The following is a 16,427-nucleotide window of genomic DNA, read 5'->3' as shown; positions in this document are numbered from 1 at the left end:
AAATAAAGAACGCAGCGAAACGCACAGGGAAATTACATGAAAAAAATAATCACAACGTTAACGCCAATTGCCTTAGCAATCGCAACGCTGTCAGCTTGCAGTCCAGCGAGCGAGACGGCGAAAGTTGAAACGCCATCACAAGAAACTCAGCAAACCGCTGGTCAATCTGAATCACAAAGACTAAATGGTTTTTTCGAGCGAACGTTTGAAGAGGACTTAAAACGTTCGCCACTATTTCAAAGTTACTTAGGAAAAAAGTGGGATTACGATAAGTGGGATGATATTAGCGATGAAGAAGCTGATGCTAGTATCGCTATTGCTAAGAACCGATTGGAGACGCTGAATGGTTTTGATACCTCTAAGTTAAGCGAGCAAGAAAAACTAAGCTTGCGGTTATATAAACTCGGTATCGAACGCGACCTCGCCAACGACAAATTTCGTCATCATAGGTACATTGTTCATCAATTTCGCGCAGCTCATACTCAGGTACCAAGCTTCTTAATTAATATCCACCGAGTAACAAATAAAGACGATGCTATGGCGTACATCGGAAGATTGGACAATGTACGTACTTATTTTGATCAAGTCATCGATCAGATGAAGACGCGCGAAAAGCTGGGCGTATTCCCGCCTGCGTGGGCCTACGATCAAATGATAGATGCATCAAAAAACGTCATTAGCGGCGCTCCTTTTGATAACAGCGATTCACCATCCACCATTTGGGAAGACTTTCAAAACAAAGTCGAAAAACTCGATATTGACGACGCCGAAAAAGAGACGCTTTTAGGAGAAGCAAAAGCCGCACTAGTAACGTCGGTAAAGCCAGCTTATGAAAAATTTATTAACGAACTGGCTCACCAAAGAGAAGTAACACCTGAAGGCGACGGTGTATGGCGCTTACCTGATGGCGATAAATGGTACCAAAACCGGTTAAATTGGTTTACTACAACCGACCTCACAGCAGACGAAATTCACCAAATTGGTCTAGATAATGTTGAGCGAATTCACAGTGCAATGCGCTCAATCATGGAGAAAGTGGGATTTGAAGGCACCCTTCAAGAGTTTTTCGTGTTCATGCGAGAAGATGACCAATTTTATCTACCATCGACTGATACTGGCCGTCAGCAGTACCTTGATGATGCCAAAAAAGCCATCGACGAAATGCGAGAAGCTATTCCTGATTATTTCGGCATTCTGCCTGAAGCACCAATGGTTGTTAAACGCGTAGAAGCGTTCAGAGAGCAATCGGCAGGTAAAGCCTTCTATCAAAGTCCGGCCCAAGACGGAAGCCGTCCAGGTATTTACTATGCAAACCTTTACGATATGAAGGCAATGCCAACCTATCAACTTGAAGCGTTAGCCTATCACGAAGGGATCCCTGGACATCACATGCAGCGTACTATCGCGCAAGAACTTGAGGGCGTGCCTCAGTTTCAGAAGTTCCTTAGCTTCACAGCTTACACTGAGGGTTGGGGTCTTTATACCGAAGAGCTTGCGAAAGATATGGGCTTTTATCAAGACCCGTACTCCGATTTTGGCCGTTTGGCAATGGAGCTTTGGCGCGCATGTCGACTCGTGGTAGACACAGGGATTCATGCTAAGCAGTGGTCGAGAGAAAAAGCGGTAAACTACTTAGTGGAGAATACCCCAAACCCACAATACGATGCGCAGAAGGCAATTGAACGCTACATTGCGATGCCAGGACAAGCCACTGCTTATATGATTGGTAAGCTAAAAATTATGGAACTACGCGACAAAGCCATGACCGAATTGGGTGATAGTTTTGACTGGAAAGGTTTTCATGATGAGATTTTGAAATACGGTCCAGTGCCCCTTTCTATTCTTGAAGAAAATATAAACACTTGGATTGACTCACAAAAAATGGATAGCTAGTCCTCCTACCTGTGAAGTTAGTTTTAAAAACGCGCCTTTCGGATAACGAAAAGGCGCGTTTTTTATGTCATAGTGGAAAAAAGCGGAAATTTTGGATTTTTTTATGTTTGCGCGAAATAAAACCGATAATGTGCGGGTCTTATCGGGTATGAAAGCAAAACATCAAAGATATGAAGCACTAGTAAAGGCATTTCATGCTGATATTTATCGCTATGCGTATTGGTTAGTGAAAGACCAAAGTGTGGCGGAAGATATTGTGCAGGAAACCTTTTTGCGAGCATGGCGCTCACTTGACGCTCTAAATGACGAGAAAGCGGCAAAATCTTGGTTAATCACAATATTACGTCGTGAGAATGCCCGCCGCTTTGAGCGCAAGCAATTCGACACGGTGGATATTGATGATGTGAGCATTCACGACGATACGCAACAAGCAGACGGTGATATTAAAGACCGAGAGCTTCAGCGATTGCTGGGCGGACTTAGCGTTGAATACCGTGAACCACTAATTTTGCAGCTTATTTTCGGCTTCAGTGGTGAAGAAATTGCGAACCAACTTGGACTTAACAAAAACACCGTTATGACTCGTCTATTTAGGGCGAGAAACCAGCTTAAAGAGGCGTTAGAGAAGCAGAATGAACAGAGAGGTCGTATAAATGGATGAGTTAGAATTTAGGCGAAGAATTTACGCCGATCCAGAAACGACTGACAGTGATGTTGTAGAAGCGGCGAAGGCAGACGAAAGTAAGCGCAGTTTCTGGAATGAACAAAAGCAGTTAGACAAACAGCTTAAACAAGCATTGAAAGTTGATGTTCCTGAAGATTTAGCGAGTAAGTTAATTTGGCAACAGTCAGCCGATGAATTTACACGATACAAGCGCAGAAGCCGTTGGTATTTGGCCATGGCAGCCTCAGTGGCATTTTCTGTGGGTATCGGCTTAACCATGTGGTATCACCAGCCTCTTAGCATTGGTGGTCAGGCGCTAGCGCACATGCAGTACGCTGAAATGGAGCATGCGCATTCGCTTTTACCAGTAGATCTCAATATGGTTAACGCGAAACTAGCAAGCTTCGGAGCGAGTTTTAACGAAATGCTGGATGGCGTTGAAGTGGCCAATTACTGCCACTTGAGCACGGTTAGAAGCCTTCATCTTATTGTTGATACTCCGCAAGGAAAAATGTCAGTGTTTGTTGTGCCAGAGCGCGGCGATGTGAGTGTGCCCAACGAATTCGCTGATAAGCAATATCACGGTGAAAGCATAAAGTTAGAGCGCGCGAATATTATGATTGTTGGTGACAAAGGTGCTGACTTAAGTGAGATGAAAAAAGCGGTGGCTAAGCGCATCCAGTTTTCAGCCTAAATTACCCAATACTCGGTGGCAGCCACTGCCAACTGACCTACGGTATGTTTGTAAAAGTGTGCTAATGCACTTCCCCTTCAGTCGGCCTATAAGGCCGATTTTTTTCACCTCAGAATTAACGTGAATATCTCGTACTTTAAATTTATACTCGCATGCTTAATTTAAAACATATGTTTAAATTTATTCGCGCTTGTCTGCAGTATAGAGGTTGCGTCCATCATGCCTATTTGGTTTAAGTACTTTCGGTTAATTAGCATAATCGCTTTTTTATTTTTGGCGTTTGCGTCGCATGGCGCTCGTAGCGACGAGTTAACGACAGCCTCACCACAGAAAATTAACGAGTATGCCGACCTTTTACACAAAGTAATTTACGATTGGAATTATCCTTCCGCTTTGTCGAACGAGGCTATTGAGCAGCAAATTATTAAAAGTGGTGTTCAGCAAGACGAGTCGAGTATAGGGGTCATTTTTCGACATCTAATGGCACTTAGTACTGCAGACAATGGCGATCACCAACGAGTTCCTATTTACATAAAGTCTCCATTACTTGATCAACATTGGCAAGCACTCAAAGAAGCTGCACCATCGACCTATGCATATGCTCATGCGTATTACCTTTATGTAAAAAGTGTAATCGAATATAAAGGTTCAGCTAGGCGAGTAATTTCAACTATTCCCGAGCTCTCTAGACACAAAGCCGAATTACTTAAAACGGGAGATAAAAGTGCTGTTGCAATTGCAAGTATGTGGTTAGCAATGGAGTATTTGGATACTGCGCCGTTGAAAGCAATAAGTGAAATTGAATATGCCTTACCTCACGTTTCGAACGGCAATTTTAGCAACGCACTAGAAAATGAACTTGATAAGCCTACTGCGCTGATCTGGCTTTCGCATAAATATTTAGAACTCAAGATTCCCAGTAAAGCCCTCGAGTATGCCACTCAATTTATTGAAATAAAGAAACAAAAGAAGACATTAGTGGCTTCAGATTATGTCATTGCAATTAGAGCTGCTATCAGCCTTAGTAAGACCGACCTTGCACAGGCTCTTGTAGAGAAGGCCAAATCAGCAACAAAAGAAGATATACCATTACAAGAATATATTGCTCTTGCTCTCGAATTAACAGTCTTCATAGACAGCTATATAACGAACAACAAGTCTACGTTCGACGAGAAGCTTAGGGTTGCAAGTGTTGCTCAAAAACTACAAAACTTTGAAATTGACAACATCCCCTCTCAATTCAAAGAACTAGAGCCATTTAGTAAAGCTGTGGAGTCTGCACTATTCAGTGATTCCAGTTCTTTTGAACAGTCGGTTGAGGTTTATAAAACTGCAATTAAAGAGCAGGGAAACGAGCTCGCATTTACTAGAAATACTACATTAAATGGTCTCTTGGGGTTAAGGGACCTATATTTACTGCGGGAAGGCACATCAAAGGCGTTTCATTATCAGCGAAAATATGATGATGCTATTGTGAAATACAATACTGAGCTGTTTAGACTCAACGATACACTAGGAGTCAACTCACTTTCAGAAGATATAGAACTTGCCAACTATAGGCAGAGAGAACTAGAAACTCTCCGTAACGAAAAGCTTGGGCTAACTGCTAGTATGTCGCAGCTAGAGACTACTGTAATTGCCTTGTTAGCAACCATATTCGGCATATTAGCAATGTGGTTATGGCTCGCCAAAAAACAAAATGCATCATCAAGTCAGTTCGATTCTCTGACAGGCGCGCTAACTCGAAGAGCAATGCTTAATAGCTTAAAAAAGGCGCTTAAGAGAGACAGTTCCTCTTGCGTGGCTCTGCTTGATATCGATAACTTTAAGCGAATTAACGAGAAATTTGGTCACGAAGTGGGCGATGAAGTCCTCGCAACATTTAGCCAAACCATTAGAGGCCGAATTAGAAAGTCAGATAAATTATGCCGCTATGGCAACGAAGAGTTTTTAATTTACTTTACAGATTCGAATGAAAGCCACGTCAAACGCGTGTTGGACGAACTAAACCAATCTTTATCCAAACTTACTTTATGGAAGCATACCAATGAACGCTTCGCTGTTTCGTTTTCATCCGGTGTGCTTAAAGTAAATGGCGACGCCAACTTAGATACGGTTATCCAATGTTGTGACAAGCTTCTTCAAACTGCAAAGCAAAAAGGCCATTCCCAAGTAGAAACGTACGCCCTATCAGTTTGCTAAGCTGAAATAAGTGACATTGAGGCGCCTAACCGCCAAACTTTTTTTACGTTCAGCCGTATAGAAATCGTGCAAGGTCACTCACTGACGTAGAGAGTCTATGACAGAGGTGTTAGCATGAAAGAAAAAACATAGGGAATTTATATGGCTACAGGCACGATAATCTCGTTAGGTTTGTATTTCGTTGTAATGTTGGGTATTGGTCTTTTCGCTTACCGTCAAACTGACACTAACGTAGAAGGGTACATGCTTGGTGGCCGGCAGTTAGGTCCAGCAGTAACAGCTCTGTCTGCCGGCGCTTCGGATATGAGTGGTTGGATGCTTATGGGCTTGCCCGGCGCTATGTATGTGTCAGGCCTTTCAGCGGGATGGATAGCAGTAGGCTTAACGTTAGGGGCGCTTGCTAACTACATGCTCGTTGCACCACGCTTGCGCGTATACACCGAAGTTGCCAATAACTCCATTACGCTACCTGATTATTTCGAAAATCGTTTTGCAGATAATTCACGCTTGCTGCGCGTTATCGCTTCTGTGGTGATAGTTATCTTTTTTACCCTCTATACCTCATCAGGTGTTGTCGCAGGCGGTAAACTGTTTGAAACCTCGTTTGGCCTTTCCTATGAAATGGGACTGTATGTTACTGCTGGCGTTGTCGTTGCCTATACGTTAGTCGGTGGCTTTATGGCCGTCAGTATGACCGATTTTGTGCAAGGCTGTATTATGTTTGTTTCGCTTGTTATGGTGCCCATTGTGGTCATAAGCGAACTCGGCGGAATTGGTGCGTCCATAGATGCACTAGACAATATTAACCCTGCACTTTTTAATGCCTTCATGGATGCATCAACCAATGAAACACTCACATTCATTGGCATAGTATCATTGATGTCATGGGGCTTAGGCTATTTTGGTCAGCCGCATATAATTGTGCGCTTTATGGCAATTCGATCAGTAAGTGACATTCCCACTGCGCGTAATATTGGAATGAGTTGGATGATAGTGTCGATCATCGGAGCCCTTATGACTGGGCTTTTCGGACTCGCTTATGTTACAGGGAACGGCAACGAAATAGATCCAGAAACGGTCTTTATCTATTTGTCACAAATCCTCTTCCACCCATTAATTGGCGGTTTTCTTCTTGCTGCAATTCTAGCTGCAATCATGAGCACAATCTCTTCGCAACTTTTGGTTACGTCAAGCTCGCTAACCAGCGACTTTTATCAAGCGTTTTTGCATAAGAATGCGTCAGACAAAGAGCTCGTCATCGCTGGCCGGGTAAGCGTTGTTGTTGTAGCACTTGTCGCTATATATCTTGCGTATGATAGAGATAGCACTATTTTAACCCTTGTCAGTAATGCATGGGCGGGGTTTGGTGCAGCTTTCGGACCTTTGGTGTTATTTAGTTTGTTTAAACGAGAAATGACACGCCGTGCAGCACTTGGCGGGATGATAGTCGGTGCAGTAACCGTACTGCTTTGGATTTACCTTCCTGTTGAAATTGGCGGACAAAAATTAGGTGAATGGATGTACGAAATTGTGCCTGGATTCATCCTATCAAGCTTGACGATAATCATATTAAGTAAATCAGGAACACCTAGAGATGGCGTAATCGATACCTTCGATTCATTTCAAGCAAAATTGAATGAACGATAGTAGCGCCTAAGGTAGCAAAAACAAAACCCCGCACAGTTTACTGAGCGGGGTTTTGTTGTTTCTAGGCCTTTAAATGCAATGCTTATGCTTTCACTGTATTACATTTATATTTCTTGGAATAAGATAGCTATTTTAAATAGCTAAATCGCATACTACATTTGAAACTAAATATGCTATCGTTCTATGCAGAAAAATAACCCGCATATAACTTTTTTATATATAACATAAATTCGGACTTCAAAATGACTGCTAGTATCCCGTCTATAACGCATTTGAAACAACTCGAAGCCGAGAGCATTCAAATTTTCCGTGAGGTTGCTGCTGAGTTTGAAAACCCAGTAATGCTGTACTCAGTAGGAAAAGACTCTTCGGTTCTACTTCATCTGGCGCGCAAAGCTTTTGCGCCAGGCAAGATTCCTTTCCCATTGCTTCACGTAGATACAACGTGGAAATTTGGTGAAATGATTAAGTTTCGTGACGAGCAGGCTAAAAAGCATGGTTTCGACCTACTTGTTCACATCAACGAAGAAGGCGTCGAAGCGGGTGTTGGACCTTTTTCTCATGGCTCAGCAAAGCACACTGATATCATGAAAACACAAGCACTTAAGCAAGCATTGAACAAGTATAAGTTTGACGCTGCATTTGGTGGTGCAAGACGTGACGAAGAAAAGTCACGCGCCAAAGAGCGTGTGTATTCATTCCGTGATAGCAACCACCGCTGGGATCCAAAAAACCAACGTCCAGAATTATGGAATATCTATAATTCTCAAGTAAACAAAGGCGAAAGCATTCGTGTGTTCCCGATGTCTAACTGGACTGAGCTTGATATCTGGCAGTATATCTATCTAGAAAACATTGATATTCCTCAACTTTACTTGTCTAAGCCGCGCCCAGTTGTTGAGCGTGACGGTATTTTGATTATGGTTGATGACGACCGCATGCCACTTGAGGAAGGCGAAGTACCAGAAATGCGTTCAGTGCGTTTCCGTACCCTTGGATGTTACCCACTAACGGGTGCTGTAGAGTCAGAAGCAGCAACACTTCCGGAAGTTATTCAAGAGATGCTGCTTACTAAAACTTCAGAGCGTCAAGGACGCGTTATCGACCATGATAGCGCGGGTTCGATGGAGAAGAAGAAAATGGAAGGGTACTTCTAATGGCCACTGACAACGTTGTTTGGCATAAACACGAAGTTAATAAAACCACCCGTGCTGAAAAGTTAGGTCAAACACCCCGCGTGTTTTGGCTGACGGGTTTAAGTGGTTCGGGTAAATCAACACTGGCAAATTTACTTGAGAAGAAACTGCACGAACAAAATAAGCATACCTATTTGCTTGATGGCGACAATGTGCGCCACGGTTTGTGTGGCGATTTAGGCTTTAGCGATAAGGATCGCGTAGAAAATATTCGTCGCATCAGCGAAGTAGCCAAGCTTTTTGTCGATTCGGGTACTTTAGTGTTAACCGCATTTATCTCGCCATTTAAAGCAGATCGTGATTTCTGTCGCAATTTGCTTGCCGATGGTGAGTTTGTCGAAGTGTTCGTCGATACCCCGCTAGAGGTTTGTGAAAAGCGTGACCCTAAAGGGCTTTATAAAAAGGCTCGCAGTGGTGAGATCAAAGATTTCACGGGTATTGACTCTGCATATGAAGCACCAGAGTCGCCTGAGATTCACTTAACCTATCAGGATGAACCCGCAGAGCAAACAGCAGAACGCTTGTATGCTTTGCTTCAAGAAAAGGGATTGGTGTAATGACACAGCCTTTGAATGCACTTACACAAAAGGTGCTTACCATCGCCAAAGAAGCAGGCGACAAAATAATGGTAATTTACGAAAAAGATTTTGCCATTTATGAAAAGCAGGATACTAGCCCGTTAACCGAAGCTGACCTTGCTGCGCACAACGTCATCGTTAACGCGCTTGAAGCTGAATCTGACTTGCCGATTCTTTCTGAGGAATCAGCCGATATCGCATGGGATGAGCGCAAAACCTGGTCGTCATATTGGTTGGTTGACCCGCTAGATGGCACCAAAGAGTTTATTAAGAAAAATGGTGAATTTACGGTCAACATTGCTCTTATCGAAAATGGCAAACCGACTATGGGTGTGGTTTATGCGCCTGCATTAAACAAAAGCTATGTAGGTATTGTAGGTGAAGGTGCGTGGACCGAAGTAGATGGCGAATTTACGGCTATCACAGCACGCAAACACGACGGCGCTGAAGTGTGGAAAGTAGTAGGCAGCCGCTCGCACCAGAGCCCTGAAATTCAGAATTTATTGGCACAGCTTGAAGGTGAAACCGAGCTTGTGGCAATGGGTAGTTCACTAAAGCTTTGCTTAGTGGCTGAAGGCGAAGCACACCTTTACCCTCGTTTAGGCCCAACATCTGAGTGGGATACTGGTGCTGCACATGCCGTTGCATTAGCGGCCGGTGCAAACGTAACGGTACTAGACCCTGAAAATCCATTAGATGACAACGCTGACGCTCTTACGTACAACCAAAAAGAGTCTGTGTTAAACCCCTTTTTCCTTGTGAGCGCATAACATGAACAACGAAAACGAATTATTAAGACAGGACATTCTGTCTTACCTAGAGCAGCACGAAAAGAAAGATATGCTACGTTTCCTTACTTGCGGTAGCGTAGACGACGGTAAAAGTACCCTTATCGGTCGCTTACTTCACGATTCGAAGATGATTTACGAAGACCAACTCGCTGCCATCACTAAGGACAGCAAAAAAGTAGGTACTACTGGCGAAAAAGTTGACCTTGCCCTTCTTGTGGACGGTCTTCAGTCTGAGCGTGAGCAAGGTATCACCATCGACGTCGCATACCGTTACTTCTCAACCGACAAGCGAAAATTCATTATCGCTGATACCCCTGGGCACGAGCAGTACACCCGTAACATGGTAACAGGCGCGTCAACGTGCGATCTTGCTATTATTCTTGTTGATGCACGTGGCGGCGTTAAAGTACAAACGAAACGTCACTCGTTCCTCGTTTCTCTTTTGGGCATTAAGCACGTTATTGTTGCTATTAACAAAATGGACTTAATGGACTATTCACAAGAAGTGTACAACCAAATTCAACAAGACTATCTAAAGTTTGCTGAGCAGCTTGATATTCCTGACATTCAGTTTGTGCCGATTTCTGCTCTTGAAGGCGACAACGTAGTAGGTAAGAGCGACAAAACACCTTGGTTTGACGGCATACCGCTCATGGAAATGTTAGAAAACATTGAAATTGGTGAAGACGACAACCATGACGATTTCCGCTTCCCAGTACAATACGTTAACCGTCCTAACTTAGACTTCCGTGGTTTTGCAGGTACAGTAGTTTCTGGGCAGGTAGCACCAGGTGATGAAATAACTGCACTTCCTTCTGGCAAGAAATCAAAGGTGAAACAGGTAGTTACCTTTGAAGGCGACCAAGAACGAGCGTACGTACCACAAGCGGTTACGTTAACGTTAGAAGACGAAATCGATATCTCTCGTGGCGATATGATTGTAAAGTCAGATAACTTGCCTTTGCTCAATACGCAATTTAAAACACACCTAGTATGGATGTCTGAAGAGCCGCTAATGCCCAACAAGCAGTACTTGTTCAAGTTCGCGACTAAATCGACGCCGGGTGTTGTTGCTCACATCGACAACCAAATTGACGTGAATACATTAGAAGAAACTGATGCGATGCACCTTAATCTAAATGAAATTGGTGTAGTTGATGTTAAGTTCACGCAACCCGTTGCATGTGACCCTTACAAGCGCAACCGCCCTACCGGTTCTTTTATCGTTATAGATAGATTGACCAATGGTACTGTAGGTGCAGGCATGATCATCGACGAAATTGCCGGTGACGCACAGCATACATCACCTAATTTTTCTGAGTTCGAACTTGAGTTCAATGCGTTAGTACGTAAACACTTCCCGCACTGGAATTCAGTAGATATCAGTAAATTATAAGTAGGACTGGTTCTATATGGACGTATCCCAGTTCATCGTACTGGCTATTTTTGCCAGTACGATTGGCGCGCTGATTTTTTCTAATCAGCGCCCTTCCACTGTGTTCTCAGGCGCAGTGCTTGGCTTACTGGTAACACAGCAACTATCATTAGACGATGTATTGTTGAATTTGCAGAACAAGGGGCTTATCACCCTTGTTTTATTACTTTTAGTCAGCAGTGCTATTGATAAAACCGCGTTGATAAAACGACTAGGTAGAAAATTGGTTAGCGCCAACTTTACCCAATCATACTGGCGGTTATTTTCACTCACATTTTTATCTTCAGCTTTGCTAAACAATACCGCTATTGTCGCCAGTCTTATTGGCCCAATTAAACAAAACCAATATCACCCGGCATCGCGACTGCTTATACCGCTTTCTTATGCGGCTATTTTAGGTGGTACGGTAACGCTTATAGGTACGTCAACCAACCTTATCGTTGATAGTTTTTTACAAGAGCATGGCCATCCTGGCTTCAACTTTTTTGACTTCACATTATACGGTACTGTTGCAGGCCTTAGCTGTGGACTATTGATGTTCTTAATGCTTCCGCTACTTCCTCAAATTGGTAATAAGAACAATGACTACCGAGAGTATATGGTAGAAGCTGAAGTTGAACCAGGTTCAGAGCTTATAGGCAAAACCGTAGAGCAAAACCACCTGCGAAACCTTCCCGAACTGTTCTTGGTTGAAATTGTGAGAAGGGGCAACTTGATATCGCCGGTTGGACCTGATGTGGTTATTCTTGAAAATGACAAACTCATTTTTTCAGGTAATGTTCAAAAGATAGATAACTTGAGTCACATTAAAGGCTTAAGTATGTTTGCTGAGACCGATGGCGTATTACGTGAAAGCCTTACCGAAGTCGTTGTAGCGAATCGTGCTCAAGTTATTGGCCAAACCATTAAAAACCTCGGGTTCAGAGCACTCTTTGATGCCGCCGTTGTGGCCATCCGCCGCGATGGTGAACAGCTCTCTGGTAAGTTAGGAGAGATTAAACTGCAAGCAGGTGATTTTTTATTACTCGCGACAGGGCCAGACTTTGCGACACGACAAAACTTGGGGAAGAACTTCTTCATTTTGTCAGAGCAAAAAATAGCGCGACCGCTTACAAACAAGCAAGAGTGGATAACACTTGGCGGCTTCCTTACTACTGTGGTATTGGCGGCAGCAAATGTTATTTCCCTTGCCATTGGTTTGCTTTTTTTAGCCGCAGTATTGGTAGGTGTTCGCGTTACCTCTAATGGCGAAATGAAACGCAACTTGCCGCTTAACCTTATTGTAGTCATTGTGGGAGCATTGAGTTTAGCAACTGCGCTTGAAAACTCTGGCGTTATTCACGCGTCTACACAAATGCTGATGCCGTTACTTTCAGGGACAGACTGGTTTGTTGCCCTTGCGGTTATTTATTTACTTACGCTCGTTCTCACCGAGTTTGTGACAAATAATGCTGCCGCTGCACTCATGTTTCCTTTTGCCTATGGGATGGTGCAAATACTTGGGGCTCCCCTTATGCCTTTTGCTCTTGCAGTGGCCTTTGCAGCAAGTGCCAGTTTTATATCACCTTTTGGTTACCAAACTAACTTACTCGTTTATAACGCGGCCAACTATAGATATGCGCACTTTATAAAAATGGGGTTACCCATTTCTGTTTTGTACAGTGCCATTGTACTGACATTGTTAAATATGACCTATTTATGAAGTGAGTAAGAAGATTGCATACAAGGGAAGCGTAGGCTTCCCTTTTTGTTGATAAGAAAGAGAGGGGGTAAACCATAGGCAGCCAACACGTGCATGCGCTGAAACAGATTATTACAAATTAAGTCATGATTGATGAAGTAGTGCTGTACATAAATTTTTCAGCTAAGTACCCTTATGCTCAAAAGCAAAGCATTGGTTTTTACGCTCATCGGTTAAACCAATGACAAAATAACAACTTTTAAGGAGCAGTGGATGCACACCGTATCAAACCCTTTTCAGGCGTGTAACGATATCTTTTTTAAACCCAATGGCGTATTTAAAGCCGTTGGCGAAAATAACAATTGGAGCTGGATGCCCTTTATTTTAGTTATGGGGATTACGCTTGCGTCGCAGTATCTGTACGTGAATTTTGTCGATATTGAGTGGTTTGCTAACCTAAATATTGCGGCACAAGGTGACATGAGCCCGGCCGAAGAAGAGCAAATGCGCGCATTCTTGAACCGCAGTACGTTGCTTTGGTCTCAACTTATATGGTCCTTTCTATTCCTCATCGCTATTAATGCGGTTTACGCGGTTTATTTGAACCTTGCGACCCGCTCAGACGATAGCCACGTATTTGGCTTTACTGACTGGTACGGCTTTTCTTGGTGGCTGTCTATGCCGTATGTTTTAACTGGTTTAATTGGTGTTGCACTACTTATGTTCTCAGGCGATCATCAAGTATCCCCTGCCATCATGGCGCCAACATCACTGAGCTTTTTATTAAGCGTACCTATGGACTCGCCGTGGTTTGCGTTTACTCTCGCTGTCCGTTTAGAGCTATTCTGGGGTATTTATCTTGCCATGGTTGGAATTTCACAGTGGACGTCGTTTAGTCGTCAAAAAGCGGCTGTAGTAGCTTGTGCGCCTTACGTTATTATTTACGGTATTTGGATTGTATCGCTAATGCTCTTTTAAGCAGTCAAATTGATAAAAAGCCCTTTTAAGGGCTTTTTTTATACCCATAATGGAAGCTGTACAGTCGATTTAGCATGTTGAGAAAGAGGCCGAAAATAGGCTGTATTTTGATAAAACGCGTTATCTTGAGAGTGATGCCACCCGGGTACGCCTAGCAGCGGGACAGGTTTCAACAAAGGGGCTAGTTCAAAATCATTAAGCGCTGTAATGCGTGCTACCAGCGAACTGTCAACAGTTTTACGTTGCTGCCACGGGGGCATTTTGCTAAACCCCGCTGGTACTGAAACCGCTAACCATTTTCCTGTTAACCCGATGAATGGGTTTAGCATCATTTCTAAATTCGCATGCCCAAAAACGACAGGGGTGATATTCCGGCGAAATACATCCACATTATCGACAAAAACGGTTTGCCAACGATGATGAGCAAGATCGGTGAGCCACTGCTCAATACGCTTAGCTTCAATGTTATCAGTAGTTTCAGGTTGTTCTACCGCTAATACAACGCCACATTCATCGAAGTGTGTAATACGGTTTCTACGCGCTGTACGAGGGTTCACTCCGTAGCGTTCAATGTCGTTGATGTGCAACGCATTGAGCCGCTTTTTAGACTCGGGAAACTGCAACCAGATCAACGCATTAAATAAGTCATGCCAGCTATTTTCACGCGTTGGCACAACGTTGTCTTCACTTATAATCGTTTCGTAATATCGCGTATCGTTATTATCAAAGGTACTTTGCCCTTTAAATACTGGGCCACGCCACGAATCATGTACACTTAAAACGATATCGTTGAGTTGCCCCGCAGTGGGAAAGTCAGCGCTATCTAATAGACCGACTTCATCAAGCAAAGCGGTAACGGGCCTACTTGCATGGCTAAGTAAATATGATTTACTAAAGGGGATTAATTCAGATTGCATAACAACTATTGGTTCGCATAAACGTTTTCTCTATACTGAGGACGTATTGTAGAGCAAACAGAGACTAACAATGAAAAAAATGTTTTTGCCATTGCTTGTACCTACCCTACTAGGCGTAAGTGCATGCTCCCCTTCTAACGACACTAGCGTTGACGATAAAAAAGAAATGCCATCAGCGGAATCAAACTTCACGACTGTTTATAACGCTATTTCTGATAACGATATTCGCGAACCGCTAAAAGTATTGGCTTCTGACGAGTTTGAAGGTCGTTTGCCCACAACTGAGGGCGAAAAGAAAACAATAGACTATCTTGTCAATGAGTTTACCCAAGCTGGCCTTAAGCCCGGCAATGGAGATAGCTTCTTACAGAAAGTAGAACTAATGGAGATTACCGCAGACCCGGATATGACCATGACAATTGGTGACAATGCATTTGTTTACAAAGAAGACATGGTCGCATCATCAAAACGAGAAGTTGAAGAGGTTACCCTTCAGAATTCCGAACTTGTTTTTGTTGGCTATGGTGTCAATGCACCAGAGTATGACTGGAATGATTATGAAGGTCTGGACTTAACGGGTAAAACTGCGGTCATCTTGGTTAATGATCCTGGCTTTGAAAATCCAGAAAGCGGTAAGTTTCAAGGTACCACAATGACGTACTACGGTCGCTGGAGCTACAAATATGAAGAAGCTAGCCGTCAAGGTGCAGCCGGTGCAATCATTATTCATGAGACTGCACCTGCGTCTTATGGCTGGTCAGTAGTGGCAAACAGCTGGAGTGGACCACAATATGGCTTGGTAAGTAAGGATAAAGGCGCAAGCCGTGTCGCGGTAGAAGGTTGGTTAACCCTTGACGCTGCCAAAAAAGTCTTTAACGATGCCGGATTAAACTTCGAAGAAGAAAAAGCAAAGGCAATGCAAGGGCCGTATAACAAAGCAATGGCAATTGAGGCTTCTGTGACGGTTAAAAACACGTTCAAAAAGTCTGAAAGTAACAATGTTATTGCCACGTTACCTGGCAGTGAGTTTCCAGACGAACACGTTATCTACACTGCTCACTGGGACCACCTTGGCAAAGATGACAGCAAAGAAGGTGACCAGATTTATAACGGCGCACATGATAATGCAACGGGTACCGCGGCAATTCTTGCTATGGCCAAGGCCTATGGACAACTCACACCAGTACCTAAGCGTTCAATATCGTTCTTGGTGGTTACTGCTGAAGAACAAGGTCTTCTTGGTAGTAAGTATTATGCCAGCAACCCTGTTATACCAATCGAAAAAACAGTGGCGAATATCAACATGGATGCCATGAATGTCTTGGGTAAAACCAAAAATGTCGCTGTAGTGGGAATGGGTAAATCAGAGATGGAAGATTATCTGAAAGCAGCGGCAACTAAACAAGGTCGCACATTAACCCAAGAAGATAGACCAGAAGCCGGTTATTACTACCGCTCTGATCATTTCAGCTTTGCCAAACAAGGTGTACCTGCACTATATGCTGAAGGCGGCAATGAACCTGCCGATGAAGAAACCGCTAAGTATCGCAAACGCATGAATGTCATTGTGACAGGATGTTACCACCAAGTGTGTGACGAATATCGTGACGACTGGGACTTAAGCGGTATTGTTCAAGATACACAGATGTTATTCGACGTAGGCGTTAATGTGTCCAACGCGCAAGCGTGGCCAACATGGAACCCAACGAGTGAATTCCAGCGCAAGCACTAAGTAAAAAAACAACAAAGGC

At 43.5% G+C, this 16,427-nt stretch carries 13 protein-coding genes; 12 read left to right on the top strand and 1 reads right to left on the bottom strand.

All coding sequences use genetic code 11. The annotated features are described in order from the left end of the window. The first annotated feature begins 36 nt into the window (after positions 1 to 36). The 11 genes from JN178_RS06050 (at position 37) to JN178_RS06000 (ending at position 13,759) form a co-directional block, all read left to right on the top strand. Complete coding sequence (locus JN178_RS06050) at positions 37 to 1,893, top strand: DUF885 domain-containing protein (protein WP_202264461.1); 1,857 nt, start codon at positions 37 to 39, stop codon at positions 1,891 to 1,893. Positions 1,894 to 1,996: 103 nt separating this feature from the next. Further along, positions 1,997 to 2,554, top strand: coding sequence for a sigma-70 family RNA polymerase sigma factor (locus tag JN178_RS06045; protein ID WP_159623169.1), 558 nt, complete (start codon positions 1,997 to 1,999; stop codon positions 2,552 to 2,554). Continuing rightward, positions 2,547 to 3,251 (top strand): DUF3379 family protein, encoded by a 705-nt coding sequence (locus JN178_RS06040; protein WP_159623171.1) that lies wholly within the window; start codon positions 2,547 to 2,549, stop codon positions 3,249 to 3,251. Before JN178_RS06045 ends, JN178_RS06040 begins: the two co-directional genes overlap by 8 nt. A gap of 219 nt (positions 3,252 to 3,470) precedes the next feature. Then, the gene (locus JN178_RS06035) at positions 3,471 to 5,453 is read left to right on the top strand and encodes a GGDEF domain-containing protein (RefSeq protein WP_202264459.1); all 1,983 of its coding nucleotides are present in this window, start codon (positions 3,471 to 3,473) and stop codon (positions 5,451 to 5,453) included. A 141-nt stretch (positions 5,454 to 5,594) separates the two neighbouring features. Continuing rightward, positions 5,595 to 7,100 carry a sodium/proline symporter PutP gene (gene putP, locus JN178_RS06030; protein WP_202264457.1) on the top strand — a complete coding sequence of 502 codons (1,506 nt, stop codon included), beginning with the start codon at positions 5,595 to 5,597 and terminating at the stop codon, positions 7,098 to 7,100. 242 nt (positions 7,101 to 7,342) lie between these two features. Beyond that, positions 7,343 to 8,257, top strand: a complete 915-nt coding sequence (gene cysD / locus JN178_RS06025; RefSeq protein ID WP_159623177.1) for a sulfate adenylyltransferase subunit CysD — start codon at positions 7,343 to 7,345, stop codon at positions 8,255 to 8,257. Beyond that, positions 8,257 to 8,853 (top strand): adenylyl-sulfate kinase, encoded by a 597-nt coding sequence (gene cysC, locus JN178_RS06020; protein WP_202264455.1) that lies wholly within the window; start codon positions 8,257 to 8,259, stop codon positions 8,851 to 8,853. The genes cysD and cysC overlap by 1 nt, the downstream gene beginning before the upstream one ends. Further along, positions 8,853 to 9,644 carry a 3'(2'),5'-bisphosphate nucleotidase CysQ gene (gene cysQ / locus JN178_RS06015; RefSeq protein ID WP_202264453.1) on the top strand — a complete coding sequence of 264 codons (792 nt, stop codon included), beginning with the start codon at positions 8,853 to 8,855 and terminating at the stop codon, positions 9,642 to 9,644. The genes cysC and cysQ overlap by 1 nt, the downstream gene beginning before the upstream one ends. Position 9,645: 1 nt before the next feature. Then, positions 9,646 to 11,061 (top strand): sulfate adenylyltransferase subunit CysN, encoded by a 1,416-nt coding sequence (cysN, locus tag JN178_RS06010; protein WP_202264451.1) that lies wholly within the window; start codon positions 9,646 to 9,648, stop codon positions 11,059 to 11,061. Between the two features lie 16 nt (positions 11,062 to 11,077). Further along, positions 11,078 to 12,802, top strand: a complete 1,725-nt coding sequence (locus JN178_RS06005; protein WP_202264449.1) for an SLC13 family permease — start codon at positions 11,078 to 11,080, stop codon at positions 12,800 to 12,802. Positions 12,803 to 13,054: 252 nt separating this feature from the next. After that, entirely contained in the window at positions 13,055 to 13,759 is a 705-nt protein-coding gene (locus tag JN178_RS06000; RefSeq protein ID WP_202264447.1) for a YIP1 family protein, read from the top strand. Positions 13,760 to 13,797: 38 nt separating this feature from the next. On the opposite strand, the gene JN178_RS05995 is transcribed toward JN178_RS06000, so the two are convergent. Then, positions 13,798 to 14,676, bottom strand: coding sequence for a DUF3025 domain-containing protein (locus tag JN178_RS05995; protein ID WP_202264445.1), 879 nt, complete (start codon positions 14,674 to 14,676; stop codon positions 13,798 to 13,800). A 70-nt stretch (positions 14,677 to 14,746) separates the two neighbouring features. On the opposite strand from JN178_RS05995, the gene JN178_RS05990 reads away from it, so the two are divergent. Beyond that, a complete protein-coding gene (locus JN178_RS05990) occupies positions 14,747 to 16,408 on the top strand; it encodes a M28 family metallopeptidase (RefSeq protein ID WP_202264443.1) in 1,662 nt (553 codons plus the stop codon). Positions 16,409 to 16,427 lie beyond the last annotated feature (19 nt).

The organism is Alteromonas sp. KC3 (assembly GCF_016756315.1).
Taxonomy (GTDB): Bacteria; Pseudomonadota; Gammaproteobacteria; order Enterobacterales; family Alteromonadaceae; genus Alteromonas.
Note: the sequence above shows the minus strand (reverse complement) of the source record. Positions and strands in the feature narration are given on the sequence as shown.

Excerpts from the sequence above, each read along its gene's own strand:
- cysN (WP_202264451.1), top strand. The coding sequence starts at position 9,646 with ATGAACAACGAAAACGAATTATTAAGACAGGACATTCTGTCTTACCTA.
- JN178_RS06045 (WP_159623169.1), top strand. The coding sequence starts at position 1,997 with ATGTTTGCGCGAAATAAAACCGATAATGTGCGGGTCTTATCGGGTATG.
- JN178_RS06005 (WP_202264449.1), top strand. The coding sequence starts at position 11,078 with ATGGACGTATCCCAGTTCATCGTACTGGCTATTTTTGCCAGTACGATT.
- cysC (WP_202264455.1), top strand. The coding sequence starts at position 8,257 with ATGGCCACTGACAACGTTGTTTGGCATAAACACGAAGTTAATAAAACC.
- cysD (WP_159623177.1), top strand. The coding sequence starts at position 7,343 with ATGACTGCTAGTATCCCGTCTATAACGCATTTGAAACAACTCGAAGCC.
- JN178_RS06000 (WP_202264447.1), top strand. The coding sequence starts at position 13,055 with ATGCACACCGTATCAAACCCTTTTCAGGCGTGTAACGATATCTTTTTT.
- JN178_RS06040 (WP_159623171.1), top strand. The coding sequence starts at position 2,547 with ATGGATGAGTTAGAATTTAGGCGAAGAATTTACGCCGATCCAGAAACG.
- cysQ (WP_202264453.1), top strand. The coding sequence starts at position 8,853 with ATGACACAGCCTTTGAATGCACTTACACAAAAGGTGCTTACCATCGCC.
- putP (WP_202264457.1), top strand. The coding sequence starts at position 5,595 with ATGGCTACAGGCACGATAATCTCGTTAGGTTTGTATTTCGTTGTAATG.
- JN178_RS06050 (WP_202264461.1), top strand. The coding sequence starts at position 37 with ATGAAAAAAATAATCACAACGTTAACGCCAATTGCCTTAGCAATCGCA.
- JN178_RS06035 (WP_202264459.1), top strand. The coding sequence starts at position 3,471 with ATGCCTATTTGGTTTAAGTACTTTCGGTTAATTAGCATAATCGCTTTT.
- JN178_RS05990 (WP_202264443.1), top strand. The coding sequence starts at position 14,747 with ATGAAAAAAATGTTTTTGCCATTGCTTGTACCTACCCTACTAGGCGTA.
- JN178_RS05995 (WP_202264445.1), bottom strand. The coding sequence starts at position 14,676 with ATGCAATCTGAATTAATCCCCTTTAGTAAATCATATTTACTTAGCCAT.